Here is a 21239-nt window from a genome sequence, read left to right on the forward strand (position 1 = left end):
TGGCACTTTGTCGAGGTGGAACTCGACATTCCCGGCTTCGGGCTCCGCGCTTCCTTTTTCCCGTTTTCCTCAGGCTCGCATGGAGTGCGTCAGCATCCGCAGGGCGTAATCAACCAGCGTTTCCAGATCGGGGCGGTTGGGATCGACGTCGGCTGATTTGCTGCATTGCATGATTACGCCGTGCATCGCGCCGCGCAGAAAGTAGGCTGTCATCAACGGATCTGCGACGCGCTCGCGGCTCAGGGTGCCGTCAGCTACGCCCTTGATTAATGCGTTGACCATCATGCTCATCGCTTCTGCACCGCATTCCTGCAGGGCTTTACTTTGTTCGTCTTCGTCGGCCAAATGCTCGAAGGTGCTGGCCTGCGTGAGTACGTCAAAGTAGTTGGGTTCCTCGACACTGAAGCGGTAGTAGGCGCGGCCAATATTGCCAATCTGCTCGGCGCCCTGGTCGGTTTGCTCTATGGCGGCAGCGAACCGGTCGCGTAGCGTTGTGCCGGCACGCAGCATCAATCCACGCATGATTGCCGTCTTGTCCTTGAAGTACACGTACAACAGGGCACGGCTGAGCTGCGCCGTTCGGGCAATCTCATCCATCGAGCTTTTTTCAAAACCCCTGGCGAAGAATATGTGTTCGGCAGCATCCAGAATGCTGTCGCGGCGGTCCTGCTTTTCTCGCTCTCGGCGCTGGTCGAGACTCATGTTTGTCCATTTCTATTGGTTGGTAAACGATTGTGTGGGTGCGTTGACAATCTGTCAATAAATGACATTATGTTCTTAATGTCCCCGTAGACCCTGGAGCCAACCGTGCCCAACCATTATGAACTACCTCGCCTCCTTTCGCTGGCACTGGCTGGCTTGCTGATGACCACGCTGGCTGGATGCGGCGATGATGGCAATGCCAGCGGGGCTGAAAGTCGTGATCGACCTGTCGTGGTTCGGGCCGCACCGGTGCAGGTGGCAACGGAGGCTGAGCCCTTGCGTTTTGCTGGCGTGGTCCGTGCCAGACAACGGGCCCAGTTGACCTTTCAGGTGGGCGGAGTGTTGCGCAGTCGTTCAGTGGAAATTGGTCAGGCAGTGGAGCAGGGGCAAGTTCTGGCCACGCTTTACAACCCTGAACTGGAACCCGCGCGCAATGCGTCGAGGGCGCGGCTTGCTGAGCTTCGAGCACAGGCCGCCCAGGCTGAGCGCGAGGCGCAGAGAAGTGATCAGCTGTTTGAGCGGGGGGTCATTTCAGCCCAGCAGCGCGAGCAGCAACAGGCACGGCTGGATGCTTTGCAGGCCGGTGTCGCCAGTGCCCGTGCGTCCTTGAGCCAGACCGAACAGCTACAGGGTGAAAGCCAGTTACGGGCCCCCTTTGCTGGTCGCATTGAGGCATTACTGGTCGAGCCGGGTGAGTTCATCGCACCAGGTCAGCCGGTCATGGGGCTTGCCGCATCCAATGGACTGGAAGTGGAAGTACTGATTCCAGGTCATATGCTCGAGGGTCTCGCCGTTGGCCAGCAACTGCCGGTCTGGCAGAGCCTGGCAGATGGGCAGTTGCTGGGGAGGGTTGTCGAGATAGGCCAGGGATCGTCCCAGGGCAGTGCGCTGTATCCGTTGGTTGTTGCGTTGGAGCATCAGGCTGCGCGGACCGGTGATGCGGTTGAGGTGGGTATTGGTATGCCCTCCGATGACTCGCTGAAGATCCCGCTGGCTGCAGTGATGCGTTTGTCCAATGGTGGCAACGATGGTCTGGCCGTGTTTCGGGTGACTGATGGGCGGGTGGAGCGGGTGCCGGTACAAGCGGGGGCCTTGCGTGGCGAGCAGGTAACGCTGGTCGGTGATTCCCTGCAGGCCGGTGACCTGGTGGTATACGCCGGCCTGACCCGTTTGTCCGATGGCGATTCCGTGGAGTTGCTGCCATGAATCCGGCGACGTGGGTGCGTCCCCGGCTGATCGGCCTGGTGGTGGTTATGCTCTGCCTGCTCGGAGTGGCCTCCTATCTGAATATGGCGCGCCAGGAAGATCCTAGTTTCCCCTACCGGGCCGGCCTGATTACGATCATCTATCCGGGGGCCATGGCCGAGGCTATCGAGCGCCTGGTGCTCGAACCCTTGTCCGACGAGCTGACCCAGGTTGACGAAATCGACTACTTCACGGCAACCGCGCGCACCGGCGTGGCACTGGTGAATATCAGTTTTGACGATTCGATCTACGACACTGATGCCGGGTGGGACCGCGTGAGGCAGGCGATCAGCCGTGCCGAGCTGGAGTTTCCCGAGGGTATAGCGCGCGTGGAGCTGGATGATCGACTGATCGACATTCCTGCGGTGGTACTTTCGGTACGCGGCAGTGCGTCGCTGGTCGAATTGACTGAAGTCGCCGAAGGGCTCAAGCGCAACCTGACCGATCTGGAAGGGCTTGCGCGTATAGAGCTCGAGGGGGATGTGGACGAGCAGATCACCATTGCCCTGCGTGACGCGCAAATGGCGCGCCTGGGCATTTCCGCCGGTTATCTTGCGACTATTCTGGCGGAGCGTAATCAGGTTATTCCCGGTGGTTTTGTGGTCGCTGACGGTAAGCGTCTGGGGTTACTGCCCAATAGCGAGTTTGCCAGCATCGATGCGCTGCGGGGCACGCAGATACCTTTGCCCCAAGGCGGCAACGTACCCCTGGAAAATCTGGCAGAGATCTGGCGCGGCCCGGTTGAACCGGCGCAGCCTAAGGCCTGGTTCAATGGCGAGCAAACGGTTCTGGTGAATCTGACCGCGGTGCGTGGCCAGGAAGATGCGATTCGTTTTGGTCAGCGTGTGCGGGAACGTCTGACCCTTTTACGGCCTGATCTGGCGCCGTTTCAGGTAGATGAGATGTTCTTCCAGCCAGATCAGGTTGAAGAGCGCCTGGATGGGCTGGAGCTGAGTTTGTTGGGCAGTGTGCTGATCATCATGCTGGTGGTTTTCATCGGCATGGGTTGGCGGATGGGTCTGCTGGTCGCGACCATGCTGCCGATGGTGGCGCTGATCAGTCTGGGTATATACAACCTGGGCGGAGGCATCCTGCACCAGATTGCCGTTATCGGGATGGTCATTTCCCTGGGGATTCTGATTGATAACGCCATTGTCATGGTGGAGAACATCCAGGATAGATTGAATCGCGGCGAAACCCGCGAGCAGGCGGTTTATGGCGGTATTCGGGAGCTGGCCGGCCCCCTGGGCGCCTCTACCGCGACCACGCTGGCAGCCTTCACTCCCTTGCTGCTGGCCAAGGGCGGAGCGGCAGATTTTACCCGAGGTATTCCGGTGATGATCATGCTTACGCTGTCGGTCAGTTATCTGCTGGCGATTGGTGTTGCGCCGCTGCTAGCGGGTCGTTTTCTGAAACCCGCGCCCAAACATAGCAGCCAATGGATGGCCACACTGAGCCGTGGGCTGGGTCGAGCCAGCACGGGAGCGCCCTGGTGGGTAATAGGGCTGGGTGCACTGACAGTGGTGGGCAGCCTTACGCTGGCACCGATGGTGAAGATGCAGTTCTTTCCCAATGCCGACCGGCCCCTGGTGGTGGTCGAGCTTTACATGCCCGAGGGTACTGACCAGCAGCAGACCGAAGCGGTCAGCGCCACGCTCGAACGCGCCCTGCGCGAACATCAGGATGTGCAGCAGATACACCGTTTTGTCGGCTCGGCTGGACCCAGCTTCTACTACAATCTGCGGCGTTCGCCCCAGGCTTCCAACCGCGCGCGCCTGGTCGTCGACGCAACCAGCCTGGCCGCGACCAGCGCTATTATCCACTGGGTCCGCGACCATGTGGAGCAGCATTACCCGCAGCTGGAAATTGTTGCCAGTACCCTGGGACAGGGTCCACCGCGGGTCGCCCCGGTCGAGATGCGGCTTTATCACCATGACGACGCTGTGCGTATTGCCGCGACCGAACAGATATTCGCAGTCACCCGGTCCATTCCGGGCGCGGTGGACGTGCGCCATGATATCGATCTGGGGGTGCCCGCATTGCGCATCGAGATCAACGACGCCCTGGCCCAGCGTTACGGCCTGAACCGGGCCCGGATTGCCCGCGCGCTGAATACCACCACCCTGGGTCTGACAGTGGAACAATACCGCCAGGAGCGTGATCCTATTGCCCTGGTGCTACGCTCACCCGAGGGCACCGCGCAGACTTTGGAGCGCCTCAAGTCGGTCACCATCTTCAATGATGCGGGTCAGGGAATTCCGCTTACTGCGCTGGCGCGAATCGAGCCGCAATGGCAGCCGGGCGGGGTTTATCAACGCAATGGAGTGCGAGTCCAGACCGTGACGGCTGGGCTGGAGGATGGCTACAGCTTCAGTCAGATCCTTGAGCAATTAAACAGCCAATTGGTGCAGACTCCCTTGCCTGAGGGTGTGCGTATGGAGCTGGGCGGTGACAAGGAAGGCTCTGGTGACGCCAACAACGCGATCTTTACCAGCGCGCCGATTGGCATTTTGCTGCTGCTGTTTTTCCTGTTGCTGCAGTTCAACTCATTCCGTCGTGTGGGCATCATCCTGCTGACGGTGCCCCTGGCCAGTGTGGGTGTATTCCCAGGTCTGGTGCTGTCCGGCACTCCCTTTGGCTTCCAGTCCTTGCTGGGCATTATTGCGCTGGTGGGGATTGTGGTGAACAACGCCATCGTGCTGCTCGATGTGGTTGACCAGCGTCTGGCCGATGGAGCGGATATCGTTGAAGCTGTGGCTGAAGCAGTCGAGCGGCGTACCCGGCCGATTCTGCTGACCACGGCCACGACCATTGCCGGTCTGCTGCCATTGGCTTTCTCGCAGTCAACCCTGTGGCCGCCGATGGCCTGGGCGATCATCTCCGGCCTGCTGGCTTCTACTGTCCTGACATTGCTGGTGGTGCCCGCCGTCTGCAGGCTGACACTCGGCCGGCGCAATGAACCGGCGAAAGCCGCTGTAAGTGCTTGACTCGCCTGACCAAATGTTTACAATGCGCGCCTGCTCAGTCGGACATGGTCCCTGTGCAGATGCGCAGTGGTAGTTCAGTTGGTTAGAATACCGGCCTGTCACGCCGGGGGTCGCGGGTTCGAGTCCCGTCCACTGCGCCATATCCCTCGAGAAGCCCCCGTGCAGAAATGCCGGGGGCTTTTTCGTTTGTGCAGCACATAGGCGTAGACTGGTACAAATCCCTGTATCGGAGCCTATCTGCCTGTGATCGCCTTGCTCGTGCCTGCTATTGCCCTGTTGGGCTGGAGCCTGGTTGTCGATCCTGTCCAGGGCTGGCTGTTTCTGCCACTTTGGGCGGCCATCAGCTGGCTGATTCTGACTGGCAGTCTGGAATCGGCGCGTTTACGCAGACGCGTATGGCTTGATCAATATCTGCTGGCTGATTCGGGCTGGCACCGGTTACTGCGTGGTGGTGTGCTGATGACCGCCTGGCATCTGCTGATTGCCTCCCTGCTGGCGTTGTTCATGCTGGCCAGGCTACTGCATGCCACTGGCTGGTTATGGCTGATTCTGCTGGCGCAGGTGCCGGTGCTCTGGTTTCTGGGTAGCTGGCTGGACCTACGCTTGCGCGCCCATCTCAAGCCGCATGTACGGGCGGCGATCATCCGACGCCTGTCGGTGCCGCTGGCGATGCTGCCGCTGCTGGTTTGCTATCTACTGGTTTCCCTGTATACGTCCCAGCCCGATATGACCGGCATGGGCTGGGGCGCGGCGGTGGGCCTGCATCTGCCAGAGGCGCAGAGCAGCATGGCCTTGCTCGCCGTTTTCGAGCGTGTCTATCTCCTGCTGGACCTGACCCTGCAGTGGGCGCTGCAGAACACCCTGGGCAACATTGATGACAGCGGTCTGCTGGCACTGCTTGCCTGGAGTCTGTTGTTGCTGGGAGGCGCTGCATTCGCCTGGGCCTGGGTGCGCATGCTGGTCGGCGTGAGCGCGCTGGTCTCGCAGTGGAGTAACAGCTGATGAAAATGACTTTCGCGCGCCGGATTCGACTACTGCTGGTGGTGATACTGGCCGTGCTGGTGCTGTTTGTCTCGATGAACGCAGGGTTGCGCCTGCTCACCGAGCGACTGGCCGATAATCGTCTGTTTTCCGTCCTGGTCAACGATCAGCGGCTGCTCCTTGATGGCGCAACGTTGCGCCAGTTCAACACCGATCTGCTACGTCTGACCGAGCAGCAGCGGGACCAGACAGAACAGCAGATGCAGCAGTGGGCTGATCAATGGCTGGACCAGAGCTTTGCTCTGGCCTTGGCTGCATTGCCCGATTATATGGACTGGTATTACTCCATGCCCGGATCCTATGCCCGTCTGTACCACGCTGTGGATGGGGATCTGGATGTTTTCATGCAGCAGCGGATGACTGATTTTCTGATCGAGGATAGTGGTCTGCAGCAGCGCCTGGCGGGTTTTGATACAGCCATGCTGGCGCGTTGGCAGACGCTGGCGGACACTCAGCAACGGGTGGTGCAGAGACAGCTGACCGGTCTGTACGCACATCGTCAGCAAAGCCCTGAAGCCGTCAGTGCAGAGCCAGTCACGACGCTGAATATCGATCAGGCGCTGGGACTGGGATGGTCTGCCAGTGCCGAGGACCTGCAGCGTTGGCAGGCGGGATCGCGCGCGTCGCTGGTTGTGGGAGCCGGCACGCTGGGTTTGCTGTTACGTCGTTCCCTGATGCCCAGATTGATGAGCCTGGGTGCGGTGCAGGGCAGCAGAAGGGCGTTGGCAGGATTCGTTGCACGGTTGGCGCCCAGGCTGGCGATCGCGATCAGTACTGGTGGTACGGCTGCTGCGGTTACAGCACCCAGCGGGCCTGGTGCACTGGTGGCCGGTAGCGTCGCCTTCCTGACTGCCGCAGGAACACTGGTGGTAACCGATTTTACGCTGTTGAAGGCCGAGGAAGCGTTACTGCGCGAGCGCAAGGAAATGGAAATGCGTGGCGAGCTGCTCGCCACCCGCGAAGCCTTGCGTGTTCAGCTGCATCAGCAACTGCAAGGTACCTTCAACCAGGCCCAGGAGGCCTTTCAGCAAAGCCTGACCCAGGTTTACGACCGGCCCGATATGGACAGACGCTTTCATATCCTGGGGCCATAGCGGCTCGGCGACTTCTTTTTGCGGTAATCCTGTGCGTGGACGACAGCTGGTGCAGGTGTTATTTCCTGCGTTACCTGAACTTTTCCCTATTGACTTCATCTGACTGTAACGCAAGGCAATTATGGTCAATTCAGGCCTGAGTTGCCTGGTGTGTAACCGTTGTCAAAAGAGGAATCAACAATGAACGATTATGTAGAAGAATTGATGGAAAAACGTGCCCAGGAATGGGATCAGGAAGCGGACGACGCCGAAGAGATGTAAGTGCTTCGGCTGGCCTTCCCCAGGTCAGCTATCCGGGTGCTCTGCCATCCTTGCACCGGTTACCCCCTTACCGGCAGTATTTTATTTCTCGACCTTCGACCTTCGACCTTCGACCTTCGACCCTCAGCCTTCAACCTTCACCTGACGCTGCTCTCGCCGAAAGTGTCCAGGGGCTTGTGCTGTCCAGCGTTTGAATGCCCTCTGAAAAGCCGCCGGGGATGAGAATCCAAGCAGGAAAGCAATTTCCCCCAGGGCCAGCTCCGTATCGCGCACGTAGGTCAGGGCAAGATCGCGTCTCGTGTCGTCGATGATATCCTGAAAACGCGTTTGTTCCTGTTGCTGCAGCTTGCGCCGCAGGGTCCAGGACGCCATGCCCAGTTCGCGAGCTACTTCGCTGAGCCCCGGCAGTTGACGATGCAACCGGGGAGAGACGATTTCCTCGACCCGTTCACGTAGCCGGCGGTGGCGGCCCAGCTCGTATAACTGTGCGTCACAAAGTGATTGCAGATGGTTGAAGGTGGCTGGCGCAGCCTGGTCCAGGGCCAGTTCCAGACTCGCGGGCTGCCATATCAGTTGATTGTGTTCCTGGCCAAACAGCACCGGGCATTTGAATAGCTGCTCGTAGCATTCGGCGTAGGCGGGTGCGGGAAACTCGATATGCACAGCTTCCAGTCGCGCTGCGCCGCCGGTCAGTTGCTGACCCAGCCGCGCGCGGGACGCCAGGGCGGAGTCGACCACAAACAGATTGAAGGCGTTGTAGGGGCTGATGGAGTAAAAGCGCAGGGCGGGTGCGTCAAAACTGGAGTGGCCTCGATAATTCTGGCTCGAGAGGCGTTCGTAGCGGACCAGAGTAGCAAAGGCCTGCTGCAGGTTCATTGCGCATTGGGCGGTCAACCCGGCCAGGCCCAGGTGGCTGGCCTGGCTGTGCTCACCCATGAGCAACCCGATGTCTGCGCGGCCACTCAGGCCGATGGCGGCATTCCCCAGGCGCATGAAGCGGGCAATACTGATACGTGCCTGGGGCGTCGCGAGCATCTCGCGGGTGATACGAAAGCGCTGCAGAAGGGGCTCGACGTCATGCCCCAGACTGCGTAATGCGGCCCTGAGGCTATAGACGTAGCCAACAGATAGATCCCCAAGCTTCAAGGCCGGCTCCTTTCTGGATAAATAAAGGCTGTGCGGCCCATGCGCAAATGTAATCCAAAGTCATACAAATGTCATTCAGGGTGATTGAGCGCCGCCGCCTCGGGGCCTATTGTCTTTGCACTGATAAAGACCGGGCATGTATCCGGTCGCTTCCTGATGATGATATGACCGGAGCAACACCATGACCGAGCACGCACTCTACCCGCATCTGCTGGCGCCCCTTGATCTGGGATTCACCACTCTGCGTAACCGTACCCTGATGGGTTCGATGCACACGGGCCTGGAGGAAAGACCCCATGGCTTCGAGCGCATGGCAGCCTATTTTGCCGAGCGCGCCCGTGGCGGTGTTGGTTTGATCGTGACCGGCGGTATCGGACCGAACGAGGAGGGCAGTGTTGCCCACGGCGCGGCCAAGATGACCACCCCCGAAGAGGCCGAACACCACAAGGTGGTGACCAAGGCGGTACATGAAGCAGGCGGCAAGATCTGCATGCAGATCCTCCACGCTGGTCGTTATGCCTATAGCCCCAAACAGGTGTCGGCGAGCGCGGTCAAGGCGCCGATCAACCCCTTTACCCCCAAGGAGCTGGACGAGGAGGGTATCGAGAAGCAGATTCAGGATTTTGTCACCTGCTCGCAACTGGCTCAGAGCGCCGGTTATGACGGCGTCGAGATCATGGGTTCGGAGGGGTATTTCATCAACCAGTTCCTGGTCAAACATGTGAACCAGCGCACCGACCGTTGGGGTGGCAGCTACGAGAACCGCATGCGTCTGCCGGTGGAAATCGTGCGTCGGGTCCGCGAAGGCGTCGGCGCCAATTTCATCATCATCTACCGGCTGTCGATGCTGGATCTGATCGAGGGTGGCAGCACCTGGGATGAGGTGGTGATGCTGGCCAAGGCGATCGAGCAGGCTGGTGCAACCATCATCAACACCGGGATTGGTTGGCATGAGGCGCGTATTCCAACCATTGCCACCAAGGTGCCCCGCGCAGCGTTCACCAAGGTGACCGCCAAGCTCAAGGGTGAAGTGAATATCCCCCTGGTCACCACCAACCGGATCAATACCCCGGAGGTGGCAGAGCAGGTACTGGCCGAGGGCGACGCGGATATGGTGTCCATGGCCCGTCCGTTCCTGGCTGATCCGGAGTTCGTCAACAAGGCTGCGGCGGGTCTGGCGGAAGAGATCAACACCTGTATCGGTTGCAACCAGGCCTGCCTGGACCACACCTTTGGCGGCAAACTGACCAGTTGTCTGGTCAATCCGCGCGCCTGTCACGAGACAGAGCTGAATTATCTGCCGGTCACCCAGGTGAAGAAGATTGCCGTAGTCGGCGCCGGCCCTGGCGGGCTGTCGGCCGCCACTGTGGCTGCCCAGCGGGGTCATGAGGTCACACTCTTTGATTCCGGTGATGAAATAGGTGGCCAGTTCAACATTGCCAAGCGGATTCCGGGCAAGGAAGAGTTCTACGAGACGCTGCGCTACTACGATCGCATGATTGCCAAGCACGGCGTGCGCCTGGTGCTGGGTAAGCGGGCCAGCGTCGAGGATCTGGCTGATTTCGACGAGGTGATTCTGGCTACGGGTGTGGTGCCACGGACTCCGGATATTCCCGGGATCGGTCATCCCAAGGTGTTGGGTTATCTGGACACCATCCTGCAGCGTCGCGACGTCGGCAAGCGTGTGGCGGTGATCGGTGCGGGTGGTATCGGCTTTGATGTATCCGAGTTCATTACCCAGCAGGGCGAGAGTGCTGCGCTGGATACCGAGCTGTTCTGGGACGAGTGGGGTATCGATCCGGCTATCGAGGCGCGGGGCGGTATCGCCGGCGTCGAGGCGCATCCGCACCCACCCGCCCGTGAGGTGTTCCTGCTGCAACGCAAGACCAGCAAGGTGGGTGATGGCCTGGGCAAGACTACGGGCTGGATTCACCGCGCGGGTCTCAAGAGTCGTCAGGTGAAGATGCTCAACGCTGTGCAGTATCTGAAGATTGATGACGAGGGGCTGCATGTCAGCATTGCCGAGGGCGAGCCCCAGGTGCTGGCGGTGGATAATATTGTTATCTGTGCAGGTCAGGATCCGCTGCGTGAATTGCAGGCAGGCCTGGAAGCGGCGGGCAAGCCGGTGCACCTGGTGGGTGGCGCAGACGTGGCTGCCGAGCTGGATGCCAAGCGTGCCATTGATCAGGGCTCTCGCCTGGCTGCGGCACTCTGACTATCGCCGGGCGCGGCTCCTGCCGCGCCTCTGGCTGTCGCCTACTGCCAAATTCGTCACAATCCTCGGTTACATTTCCCCTCAAGATCTTCGACCAAGTGCAATCGCCGCAAAAAAAGCGCAAAGTCCTGTTAACCAGGTGAGTTGAAGGGGCGGCACGGGGGTATCCATGAACATTACGCACAAACCATTGCTGACTGAGGCGGTCCTGTTTTTTGCGGAGCGGGGTATTGCCAAGCAGATGCTTTATGCCGAATTCGAGGCCTTGCTTGATGGCATGGTGGCGACCCCGGAATTTGCCGATGAAACTGTCGAGGCCGTTTTTGTTCAGATAAATAACCGTCTGCACGTTCGTGCGGCGGTTTTCTTCACTCTCGATTTCGATCTTGATGGTCATATCAGCCCGCTCTGGAATATGCCACTGCGTGCACTGGCAGAGAAAGCCGGCCGTGGGCCGGACATGGGTGGCGGCCCTATCCGTCTTGCCTGCCTGGGGTTTTGCAGCGACAACAGATTCAAGCCGAATCTGTGGAAGCCTGCACAACGGGAGGGCAAGGCCGATCTGCTGATGATCAAGGAAGCTGTCACGCGCAATACCCTCGGTATTCTGGGCGATGACCGCGAGGCACTGGCGGTTATCCAGACGGAGCATCTGCAGATGGCCGCGGAGGATGCCTGGTACGGTGGCGGGAACGTGGTCAGCCCACAGGCAAGGGTTGGCAGCCAGTTGCCAGAGCAGGATAAAAAGAGCAGCGCGCAAGCTGCGGCTGCCGCCACTGAGCAGCAGGCAGCACACAAGGAACAGATCAGTGATCTGAAGCGCCAGCTTGATGAGCTGCGTCAGCTCCGTGAAGTGGAATTGGCTGCCGAGCGCCAGCGTCACAAGGACCATCTGGCCATCGTTCAGGGTGAACTACACGACATCAAGAACGAACTGGCGTTGCAACAGAAAATCAATATTACCCTCAAGCGTGATCTGTCCAGACTGCAGAATCGCTCGGCGAGCGACGCCGACTGACACCTCTCATTACCACAGCGCATTTGCCAGCACCCTGCTGGCTGCGGATAATCACTGATTGACCGGCTATGGCATAACAGTGAGGTGGTATGGATCAGTTCCGCAACATCGGTTTGATCGGGCGGCTGGGTAGCGGCAGGGTGGTGGACACCCTGAAGCGCCTGAAACGCTTCCTGATCGACAGTGGCCACACGGTTATTCTCGAGGATGCCGTAGCCGATCTGTTGCCGGGGCACCATCTGCAGGTTTGCTCACGAAAGATGATGGGCGAAATTTGCGACCTGGTTATTGTTGTCGGTGGCGACGGCAGCCTGTTGGGCGCGGCGCGCGCACTGTGCCGCTACAACGTGCCGGTGCTGGGCGTAAACCGCGGCGGCCTGGGATTTCTCACCGATATTTCTCCCGACGAGCTGGAAGCGCAGGTCGGTGAAGTGCTGGCTGGCCGCTACATGGTCGAGAGTCGGTTTCTGCTGGATGCCTTCGTGCGCCGCGATGACGAGCAACTGGGCACCAGTGAAGCCCTCAATGACGTGGTTCTGCATCCGGGCAAGTCGGCACGCATGATCGAGTTCGAGCTGTACGTCGATGGCCAGTTCGTTTACAGCCAGAAGTCTGATGGACTGATAGTGGCCACGCCCACCGGCTCCACCGCCTACGCACTGTCAGCGGGTGGCCCGATCATGCATCCCAAACTTGATGCGGTCGTTCTGGTGCCCATGTTCCCCCACACCCTGTCCAGTCGCCCGATAGTTGTTGATGCCGGTAGCGAATTGAAAATTGTCATCTCCAAGCAAAGCGGTATTTACCCGCAGATCAGCTGTGATGGCCAGGTACATATCGCCTGTGCACCGGGGGATTCGATCACCATTCGCAAAAAGCCGCAAAAGCTGCGGTTGATTCATCCCCTGGATCACAATTTTTATGCCATCTGCCGGAGCAAGCTCGGCTGGAGTAGCAGGTTGACTGATCAATGACACATCCGACTGCGCATACTGGCCGCGGATTCGATGTTATTGGCGACATCCACGGCTGCGCGCATACCCTGGAGACGCTGCTGGAGAATATGGGCTATGCCCCGCATCAGGGCGTCTGGCAACATCCGCACCGTCAGGCGCTGTTTCTGGGTGACATCATCGATCGCGGGCCGCGTATCCGTGAGGCGCTGCGCCTGGTGCACGACATGGTCGAGGCCGGTAGCGCCCAGTGCATCATGGGGAATCATGAGATCAATGCGCTGGCCTGGGAGACACCCGCACCTGCGGGCAGCGGCAGGCAGTTCATTCGGGAACATACCGAGCGCAACCGCAGGCAATTGGCGGCAACCCTGGAGCAGATGGCCCCGTGGCCTGATGAATGGGCGTATTACCTGGAGTGGTTCTACCGGTTGCCGTTGTTTCTTGACCTGGGTGAAATCAGGCTGGTGCATGCCTGCTGGGACGAGAGCCTGATCAGACCCTTTGCCGCGCAATACCCTGATGGACGAATCGACCGGGAGTTTCTGGAGTCGGCAGCTGAGCATGGCGGATTCGCTTCCCAGGTGCTCGAGCGGCTGCTGCGCGGTAGTGAGATGCGTCTGCCCCATGGGGGTAAAATGGTCAGCAAGGATGGGCTGGTCAGGCACAGCTTTCGTACCAAGTTCTGGGAAGAGGAGCCGCAGACCTATGGCGATCTGGTATTTCAGCCAGATGCACTACCCGAGGACGTAGCGACCCGGCCGCTGACCGATAGTCAGAAAGCCGAGCTGCTGATCTATGGCAGTGAGCAACCAATTCTCTTTGTGGGACATTACTGGCAGCAGGGCGATCCGCACCCGCTGAGACCCAATCTGGCATGCCTGGACTACAGCGCGGTGAAGTATGGCAAGCTGGTCGCCTATCGCTGGGATGGTGAGCACCGTCTGCAGCGGGACCATTTCGTGTGGGTAGACGTGCCCAGGCTGGCATGACCAGAACCTGGCGGCAGCCGTAAAAATTGAAGAGGTAAATATGTTCCGCGCCCTGCAGTGTCCGTTGGAGGAAGACCTCTCCAGCTTTACCCGTTATTTGCGCAGCCAGGGAGTGGTCCATCGCGTTACCGAGGAGGGCAATCAGCAGGTTGTCTGGACCCGGGACGAAGCCGGTGCACATTTTGCCCGAGAGTGCTATGCCGAAGGCGTTCCGCAGACGCCTGATATCCGACCTGCAGTGCGAAACCGGGGCCCCTCCGGGAGTGCAGGCTGGATGCAAACGGCCAGGGGAATACCTCTGACGCTTGGCGTGCTGCTGGTTACTGGCGTGGTGGCTCTGCTCACCGGCCTGGGCAGCCAGGTTGACGGTGTGGTGATGTTTACCTTTGTGCCACCAGAGAACAGTGAGTATATGGCCAGTCAGATTGACCTGGGCCAATGGTGGCGGCTGATCACGCCGATATTTCTGCATTTTGGCCTGATGCATCTGGCTTTCAATGCGCTCTGGTACTGGGAGCTGGGTCGTCGGATAGAGCTGCGCTCCGGCTCGCTCTGGCTATTGGGGCTGACGTTGCTGTTCGGTCTGGTGTCCAACAGCGTGCAATGGCTGTTCAGCGGGCAGCCGTTCTTTGGCGGGCTGTCTGGTGTGTTATACGGGCTACTGGGTTATTGCTGGATTTACCAGTTAATGGCGCCGAACGTGCATTTTGCGCTGCCCAAGGGTGTGGTGGTGCTGATGCTGGTGTGGTTGGTGCTGTGCCTCTCGGGCCTGGTGACACTGCTTGGTTTTGGTGCCATAGCCAATGCGGCTCACGTGAGTGGTTTGCTGGTTGGCTGTGCTGCAGGCCTGGTTGCAGGCGGGTCCCAGCGGTTCGGTTTGTCGAGATAATTTTCTGGAGAATGAAATGACTACCTTTGTCGAGATGTTGCGCAATATCACCCCCGAGGTATATGCCAGCCTGAAGCAGGCGGTGGAGATCGGCAAATGGCCGGACGGTCGCCGCCTGACCCAGGAGCAGAAAGAGCTCTGCATGCAGGCAATGATTGGCTGGGAGCTGGAAAATCTGCCTGAAGAAGAGCGCACCGGGTTCATGGGTGAGCAGAGCTGTAAATCCGAGAAAAAAACCGTGCCCAATATTTTGTTCTCGACCAAATCGGATACCTTGCATTGATACAGCCAGTCAGCGGTGAGGGCAGCGTCAGCAAGCTGCAGGCAGATCTTGATGTGCCCGTGCGCTACAGCCTGTCGATTGGCGAGCAGCTATTGCCGCTCAATGACTGGTTGGGGAGTACCCTGCGTATAGAGGCACTGGGGACTATCCATTGCAGCCATTGTGGGCGGCGCACCAAAAAAAGCTACAGTCAGGGTTTCTGTTATCCCTGCATGACCAAGCTGGCTCGCTGTGATACCTGCATCATGAGTCCGGAAAAGTGCCACTATGATCAGGGTACTTGCCGCGAGCCGGCCTGGGGCGAGCAATTCTGCATGACCGACCATATTGTCTATCTGGCCAATTCGTCAGGACTGAAGGTGGGTATTACCCGTGCCACCCAGATCCCGACCCGCTGGATTGACCAGGGTGCGAGCCAGGCACTGCCGATTCTGCGCGTGGCTACTCGTCAGCAGTCAGGTCTGGTCGAGGACCTGCTGCGTCAGCAGGTCGCCGACAAGACAAACTGGCGTGCGCTGCTGCGCGGTGAACCGGAGCCGGTTGACATGCAGGCAGCCCGCGAACGAATCATGGAGGGCGCGCAGGAGGGCCTTCTTGCGTTGCAGGCCCGCTTTGGCCTGCAGGCCATCCAGTCCCTTGACGCCGAGGTGGTGAATATTCGCTACCCGGTGCTCGAATACAGCCCGAAACCCCAGTCAGCCAATCTGGACAAGGAGCCGGTGCTCGAGGGCACCTTGCTGGGAATCAAGGGTCAGTATCTGATTCTGGATACCGGCGTAATCAATATTCGTAAATATACGTCCTACACACTGTCTGTCAGTGTGTACTGAGGAGTGCAGCATGCGTACCGAACAGCCCAAGACCATTTATCTCAAGGACTACCAGGCGCCTGAATACTGGATAGACGAAACGCATCTGACGTTCGAGCTGTTCGAGGACCATGCGCTGGTTCACAGCCGCCTGAATATGCGCCGCAATGAACAGGGCGCAGGTCAGTCGCTGCCCCCGCTGGTGCTGGATGGCCAACTGCTGGAGCTGGTCAGCGTGGCGCTGGATGAGCAGCTGTTGCAGGCCGGCGACTACCAGCTGGATGAAGATACCCTGACATTGCAACCCGCGGCGGCGGCGTTTGTGGTGGCCGTTACCACCCGAATCGAGCCCCAGCACAATACCGCGCTGGAAGGGCTTTACCAGTCCGGCAAGATGTTCTGCACCCAGTGCGAGGCCGAGGGCTTTCGCAAGATCACCTATTACCTGGATCGTCCCGATGTGATGAGCCGGTTTACCACCACGGTGATTGCCTCAAGGGATTATCCGATTCTGCTGTCCAACGGTAATCCGGTTGCCAATGGTGAAGAGAAGGGCGGCCGTCACTGGGTGACCTGGGAGGACCCTTTCCCCAAGCCGGCTTACCTGTTTGCCCTGGTGGCGGGCGATCTGTGTCTGATCCAGGACAGCTTCACCACCATGAGTGGTCGCGAGATTGACTTGCGTATCTACGTGGAGCCGGAGAACAGGGAGCAGTGCGGCCACGCGATGGATAGTCTCAAGCGCTCCATGCGCTGGGATGAGGAAGTCTACGGCCGTGAGTACGATCTGGATATCTTCATGATTGTGGCGGTCAACGACTTCAATATGGGTGCAATGGAAAACAAGGGGCTGAACATTTTCAACTCCAGCTGCGTACTGGCGCATCCCGATACGGCAACCGATCTGGCCTTCCAGCGGGTCGAGGCGGTGGTGGCGCACGAGTATTTCCACAATTGGTCGGGCAATCGGGTTACTTGTCGAGACTGGTTCCAACTGTCGCTCAAGGAAGGCTTTACGGTATTCCGTGATTCGCAGTTTTCCGCCGATATGAATTCACCCACTGTCAGCCGTATCGAGCATGTCGGCTTTCTACGCGCCAACCAGTTTGCCGAAGATGCCGGCCCCATGGCTCACCCGGTTCGACCTGATTCGTTCATCGAGATTTCCAACTTCTATACCCTGACAGTGTACGAAAAGGGTGCTGAGGTCGTACGCATGTTGCATACCCTGCTCGGGGAGCAGGGCTTTCGCCAGGGCTCGGATCTGTATTTTGAGCGCCACGATGGTCAGGCCGTGACCTGTGATGACTTCATCAAGGCCATGGAAGACGCCAATGGCGCAGACCTGGGGCAGTTCAAGCGCTGGTACAGCCAGGCCGGGACGCCTCGGCTGGCCGTGGAGAGTCGTTACGACGCGGCTAAAGGTACCTTCAGTCTGTTATTCCGCCAGAGCTGCCCGCCAACGCCGGGGCAAAGCGAGAAACTGCCGCAGGTGATTCCGGTGCGCATGGCTTTACTCGACCGTGAGGGTAAGGAATTGCCCCTGCAGTTTGAGGGGGAGGCTGCGCCCGTGGGCACTGAGCGTGTGCTGGCCGTGGCAGGCGCCGAGCAGGTATTCACCTTCACCGGGTTGACGGAAGAGCCATTGCCATCCCTGCTGCGCGGGTTCTCTGCGCCAGTGAAGATGAGCTATCCCTACAGCCGTGATGATCGGGTCTTTCTGGCCAAGAATGACCCCGATGGTTTCAATCGCTGGGAAGCAGGGCAGGCACTGGCGCTGGAAATGCTCCAGGGTATGATCGGTATTCATCAGGCGGGTCGTCCGCTGCTGCTCGATCAGCGTTTGCGTGATGTGTTTTACGCACTGCTGACGGACAGGGAGCTGGATCCGGCCATGGTCGCCGAGATGCTCAGGTTGCCGTCTGAGGCTTATATGGTCGAAGTGTCCGAGGTGGCTGATGTGGACGCAATCCACCAGGTGCGCGAATGGGTGCGCGGTGAGCTGGCCAATACCCTGGCCGACGTCATGTGGCCCCTGTACCGCGACCTTGACGATGGCGCAGCCTACAGCCCGGATGCGGGGTCAATGGCGCGCCGCAGCCTGAAGAATACGCTCTTGTCCTACCTGATGCTCACTGGTTCCCAGGACGCGGTTGATGCCTGTGTACGTCAGTATGTGGAGGCCAATAACATGACCGACCGCCAGGCGGCGCTGGTCTGTCTGGTCAATTCCGACTTCGAGAAGCAGAAGCAGGCGGCGCTGGCCGACTTTGCCGAACGCTGGAAGGATTATCCGCTGGTCATGGATCAGTGGTTCAGTGTGCAGGCTGCCTGTGCCTTGCCCGGTGGTCTGGTTCGCGTTGAAAAGCTCCTCGAGCACCCTGCGTTCAGCATGCGTAATCCCAACAAGATCCGTGCTGTGATCGGTGCCTTCGCCAATCAGAACCTGGTCAACTTCCACGCTGCCGATGGCGCCGGCTATCGTTTCCTGGCCGAGCGGATATTGCAGCTCGACCCGCTAAACCCCCAGGTGGCAGCGCGACTGCTAACACCGCTGACGCGCTGGCGCAAGTATGATGCCGCCCGCCAGGAGCTGATGAAGGCAGAATTGGCACGCATCATGGCCGCCAGTAGTCTCTCGCCGGATGTATATGAAGTGGTCAGCAAGTCGCTTGCCTGACATTCCCGGGTAGGCAATCCCCCGTACCAGAGCACCCGGGAGGGTGTTCTGATGCGTTTGGGCCGCTCTATAACGGGCTTTCTGGCCGGTTTTTCCGTGGTTCACAAAAGATAACTTGCAAGGATTAGTGAAGTCAGTGAAAGCGCTGTAATATCATGTCGTCCGTCGTGTGACCGTGACATCAAATAAAAATAAAGGGGTAGATGTATGGGGGCGTCCGTCGTGAACCTTCGCGCGTTTGATCCAGTTTCAATCCAGTCAGAAGCAGATCGCCTGTCGATTCTGTTCACTTCGTTGTATGCCTCCGGAAAATGCAATCCGTCCGGATTTGTCCATGTTTGATCTTGTGATGCTGCCCCTTACAGGCGGGCAGGGAAAACTGCTGCCTGAACTAACAATAAATGCCAGATGGCTTGTCTGCCGGGAGAATCGGGATGTCGAATAACGTTCACGAAGCCGAAACCTTTATGGAACGGCTGGTGTTCAACAACCGCCTTATGGTTGTTGCGATCTTTACCATAATCACCATTATCCTTGGCTATCAGGCCTTGCAGATCCGTCCTGATACCAGCTTCGCCAAGATGATTCCTCTTCAGCATCCCTACATTGTCAACATGGTCGAGCACCAGGACGACCTGTCGAACCTGGGCAACTCCATCCGTATCGCGGTCGCAATCGAAGATGGCGATATCTTCAGCACCGAGTACATGGAAACCCTCAAGCGCATCAACGACGAGGTGTTCTTCCTGCCCGGCGTCGATCGTTCCGGTTTGCGCTCGCTTTGGACGCCCAACGTGCGCTGGACCGAGGTCACCGAATACGGCTTTGACGGTGGCCCGGTTGCGAGCCATCCGGCCTACCTGGATGAGCAATCACTGGATGATCTGCGAGTCAATGTACTCAAGTCCGGTGAAATTGGTCGCTTGGTAGCCAACAACTTCAAGTCCACCATTATCGAGGTGCCGCTCCAGGAGTTCTATCCGAACCCGGATAACCAGTCCGAGCTGCTGCGTATGGATTACGGTCTGTTCTCCCAGCAACTGGAGGAAAAAATCCGCACCCAGTTCGAGGAAGAAAACCCGAATATCAGCATCCACATGGTCGGTTTTGCCAAGAAGGTCGGTGACCTGATCGAGGGTCTTGGCGCGGTGGTGATGTTCTTCGGTATCGCACTGCTGATTACCTTCGTACTGCTGTACTGGTTTACCTGGTGCATCCGCAGCACCATCTCGGTTCTGGCCACCACGCTGATCGCCGTAATCTGGCAGTTGGGTCTGATCTACTCGCTGGGCTTTGGACTGGATCCGTACTCGATGCTGGTGCCGTTCCTGATCTTCGCTATCGGTATTTCCCACGGCGTACAGAAAATCAACGGTATTGCGTTGCAGTCAGGCGAGGCAGATAACGCCCTGATCGCGGCCCGTCGTACTTTCCGTCAGCTGTTTCTGCCCGGCATGATCGCAATTCTTGCCGACGCGGTTGGCTTTATTACTCTGCTGGTTATCGATATCGGCGTAATCCACGAGCTGGCTATCGGTGCCTCCGTGGGTGTAGGTGTGATTGTGTTTACCAACCTGATCATGCTGCCGGTCACCATTTCCTATCTGGGCATCAGCAAGAAGGCCATCGAACGCAGTAAGCGTGACGCGGTTCGTGAACATCCCTTCTGGCGCGCCATGTCCTATACCGCGCACCCGAAAGTGGCGCCGTTTCTGGTCATCATCGCCCTGGTGGGTGGTACTGGCGCCTTCTTCTACCAGAAAGCCAACCTTCAGGTAGGTGACCTGGACCCGGGTGCACCAGAACTGCGTCCTGATTCGCGCTACAACCTGGATAACGATTTCATCATCTCCAACTACTCGACAAGTTCCGACGTACTGGTAGTGATGGTCGAAACCCCGCCGGAAATGTGCTCTGCCTACGAGACTATGGAAGCGATCGATCAGCTCGAATGGCACATGGCAAACTTGCCAGGCGTGCAGTCGGCAGTGTCCCTGGTGACTGTGGCCAAGCAGGTACTGATGGGTAACAACGAGGGCAACCTCAAGTGGCAGACGCTGTCGCGCAATCAGGACAACCTGAACAACGCAATCAGCCGCGCACCCGAAGGCATGTTCAACAATACCTGTTCGTTGGCGCCGGTCATGGTGTTCCTTAACGACCACAAGGCTGAAACTCTGAAGACGGCCACCCGGGGAGTTGAAGAGTTTGCTGCCGAGTACAACACCGAGAACATGAAGTTCCTGCTGGCTGCCGGTAATGCGGGCATCGAGGCGGCTACCAACGACGAGATTGCCAGCTCTGAATTGCTGATCCTGTTGCTGGTTTACGTGTGGGTAGGGGTGATGTGCTATTTCACTTTCCGCTCGTTGGCAGCCACGATCTGTGTGGTATTGCCGCTGGTACTGACCTCAGTGCTGGGTAACGCGCTGATGGCCTACCTGGGTATAGGCATGAAGGTGGCAACCCTGCCGGTAATTGCCCTGGGTGTGGGCGTAGGTGTGGATTACGGGATCTATGTTTACAGCCGTCTGGAGACCTTCCTGCGTGCCGGGATGCCGTTGCAGGAGGCTTACTACGAGACCCTGCGCTCAACCGGTAAGGCGGTTCTGTTCACCGGTCTGTGTCTGGCGATCGGCGTGGCCACCTGGGTATTCTCGGCCATCAAGTTCCAGGCTGACATGGGTCTGATGCTGACCTTCATGTTCCTGGTTAACATGATCGGTGCGTTGTTGCTGCTGCCAGCACTGGCCCGTTTCCTGATCAATCCGGCCAAGATTGCTGCTTCAACTCCGCCCAAGATTCAGCACTAAGATGTTGTGGCTCTCGGTCATTGGCCGGGAGCCACATAGGTTGATCAACTCTGATGGTGTGCGCCAGTGGTCACCGATCAGGGTCATGATTGACACGCGATAACCCGAGGC

15 protein-coding genes and 1 tRNA gene are annotated in these 21239 nt (G+C 58.7%); 14 read left to right on the forward strand and 2 right to left on the reverse strand.

Going from position 1 to position 21239, the window contains the following annotated elements; all coding sequences use genetic code 11:
- Positions 1-69: 69 nt before the first annotated feature.
- Positions 70-702, reverse strand: coding sequence for a TetR/AcrR family transcriptional regulator (locus FZF01_RS15595; protein ID WP_150279008.1), 633 nt, complete (start codon positions 700-702; stop codon positions 70-72).
- Between the two features lie 105 nt (positions 703-807).
- Here FZF01_RS15595 and FZF01_RS15600 point away from each other — a divergent pair, with 105 nt between their 5' ends.
- The 5 genes from FZF01_RS15600 to FZF01_RS15620 all read left to right on the forward strand — a co-directional run bounded on the left by FZF01_RS15600 (position 808) and on the right by FZF01_RS15620 (position 7069).
- A complete protein-coding gene (locus tag FZF01_RS15600; RefSeq protein WP_150279009.1) occupies positions 808-1908 on the forward strand; it encodes an efflux RND transporter periplasmic adaptor subunit in 1101 nt (366 codons plus the stop codon).
- Positions 1905-4934, forward strand: coding sequence for an efflux RND transporter permease subunit (locus tag FZF01_RS15605; protein ID WP_150279010.1), 3030 nt, complete (start codon positions 1905-1907; stop codon positions 4932-4934). Before FZF01_RS15600 ends, FZF01_RS15605 begins: the two co-directional genes overlap by 4 nt.
- A 63-nt stretch (positions 4935-4997) precedes the next feature.
- A tRNA-Asp gene (locus FZF01_RS15610) sits at positions 4998-5074 on the forward strand.
- A gap of 103 nt (positions 5075-5177) precedes the next feature.
- Positions 5178-5936: a hypothetical protein gene (locus FZF01_RS15615; protein ID WP_150279011.1), complete on the forward strand. Its 759-nt coding sequence runs from the start codon at positions 5178-5180 to the stop codon at positions 5934-5936.
- The gene (locus tag FZF01_RS15620) at positions 5936-7069 is read left to right on the forward strand and encodes a hypothetical protein (RefSeq protein WP_150279012.1); all 1134 of its coding nucleotides are present in this window, start codon (positions 5936-5938) and stop codon (positions 7067-7069) included. Before FZF01_RS15615 ends, FZF01_RS15620 begins: the two co-directional genes overlap by 1 nt.
- A gap of 384 nt (positions 7070-7453) precedes the next feature.
- Here FZF01_RS15620 and FZF01_RS15625 read toward each other — a convergent pair whose 3' ends face one another.
- Entirely contained in the window at positions 7454-8476 is a 1023-nt protein-coding gene (locus FZF01_RS15625) for an AraC family transcriptional regulator (protein WP_150279013.1), read from the reverse strand.
- A 181-nt stretch (positions 8477-8657) separates the two neighbouring features.
- Between FZF01_RS15625 and FZF01_RS15630 the strand changes: the two genes are divergently transcribed.
- The 9 genes from FZF01_RS15630 (at position 8658) to FZF01_RS15670 (ending at position 21128) form a co-directional block, all read left to right on the forward strand.
- The gene (locus tag FZF01_RS15630; protein ID WP_150279014.1) at positions 8658-10691 is read left to right on the forward strand and encodes an NADPH-dependent 2,4-dienoyl-CoA reductase; all 2034 of its coding nucleotides are present in this window, start codon (positions 8658-8660) and stop codon (positions 10689-10691) included.
- A 169-nt stretch (positions 10692-10860) separates the two neighbouring features.
- The gene (locus tag FZF01_RS15635; RefSeq protein ID WP_150279015.1) at positions 10861-11709 is read left to right on the forward strand and encodes a hypothetical protein; all 849 of its coding nucleotides are present in this window, start codon (positions 10861-10863) and stop codon (positions 11707-11709) included.
- 89 nt (positions 11710-11798) lie between these two features.
- Positions 11799-12683, forward strand: a complete 885-nt coding sequence (locus FZF01_RS15640; protein WP_150279016.1) for an NAD(+) kinase — start codon at positions 11799-11801, stop codon at positions 12681-12683.
- On the forward strand, positions 12680-13654 hold the full coding sequence (locus FZF01_RS15645) for a metallophosphoesterase (protein ID WP_150279017.1): 975 nt from the start codon (positions 12680-12682) through the stop codon (positions 13652-13654). Before FZF01_RS15640 ends, FZF01_RS15645 begins: the two co-directional genes overlap by 4 nt.
- Before the next feature lie 40 nt (positions 13655-13694).
- Positions 13695-14543: a rhomboid family intramembrane serine protease gene (locus FZF01_RS15650; protein ID WP_150279018.1), complete on the forward strand. Its 849-nt coding sequence runs from the start codon at positions 13695-13697 to the stop codon at positions 14541-14543.
- Between the two features lie 16 nt (positions 14544-14559).
- Positions 14560-14826 (forward strand): YeaC family protein, encoded by a 267-nt coding sequence (locus tag FZF01_RS15655; protein ID WP_150279019.1) that lies wholly within the window; start codon positions 14560-14562, stop codon positions 14824-14826.
- A gap of 53 nt (positions 14827-14879) precedes the next feature.
- A complete protein-coding gene (locus FZF01_RS15660; protein WP_373286454.1) occupies positions 14880-15656 on the forward strand; it encodes a DUF2797 domain-containing protein in 777 nt (258 codons plus the stop codon).
- Positions 15657-15666: 10 nt separating this feature from the next.
- The gene (gene pepN / locus FZF01_RS15665) at positions 15667-18315 is read left to right on the forward strand and encodes an aminopeptidase N (RefSeq protein ID WP_150279020.1); all 2649 of its coding nucleotides are present in this window, start codon (positions 15667-15669) and stop codon (positions 18313-18315) included.
- Positions 18316-18749: 434 nt separating this feature from the next.
- A complete protein-coding gene (locus FZF01_RS15670; RefSeq protein ID WP_150279021.1) occupies positions 18750-21128 on the forward strand; it encodes an efflux RND transporter permease subunit in 2379 nt (792 codons plus the stop codon).
- Positions 21129-21239: the final 111 nt, after the last annotated feature.

This window comes from Halopseudomonas salina, assembly GCF_008641105.1.

Bases quoted from the DNA above. Each gene is read 5' to 3' on its own strand.
- FZF01_RS15605 (WP_150279010.1), top strand. From the start codon at position 1,905: ATGAATCCGGCGACGTGGGTGCGTCCCCGGCTGATCGGCCTGGTGGTG.
- FZF01_RS15620 (WP_150279012.1), top strand. From the start codon at position 5,936: ATGAAAATGACTTTCGCGCGCCGGATTCGACTACTGCTGGTGGTGATA.
- FZF01_RS15645 (WP_150279017.1), top strand. From the start codon at position 12,680: ATGACACATCCGACTGCGCATACTGGCCGCGGATTCGATGTTATTGGC.
- FZF01_RS15650 (WP_150279018.1), top strand. From the start codon at position 13,695: ATGTTCCGCGCCCTGCAGTGTCCGTTGGAGGAAGACCTCTCCAGCTTT.
- FZF01_RS15595 (WP_150279008.1), bottom strand. From the start codon at position 702: ATGAGTCTCGACCAGCGCCGAGAGCGAGAAAAGCAGGACCGCCGCGAC.
- FZF01_RS15670 (WP_150279021.1), top strand. From the start codon at position 18,750: ATGTCGAATAACGTTCACGAAGCCGAAACCTTTATGGAACGGCTGGTG.
- FZF01_RS15630 (WP_150279014.1), top strand. From the start codon at position 8,658: ATGACCGAGCACGCACTCTACCCGCATCTGCTGGCGCCCCTTGATCTG.
- FZF01_RS15635 (WP_150279015.1), top strand. From the start codon at position 10,861: ATGAACATTACGCACAAACCATTGCTGACTGAGGCGGTCCTGTTTTTT.
- pepN (WP_150279020.1), top strand. From the start codon at position 15,667: ATGCGTACCGAACAGCCCAAGACCATTTATCTCAAGGACTACCAGGCG.
- FZF01_RS15655 (WP_150279019.1), top strand. From the start codon at position 14,560: ATGACTACCTTTGTCGAGATGTTGCGCAATATCACCCCCGAGGTATAT.
- FZF01_RS15640 (WP_150279016.1), top strand. From the start codon at position 11,799: ATGGATCAGTTCCGCAACATCGGTTTGATCGGGCGGCTGGGTAGCGGC.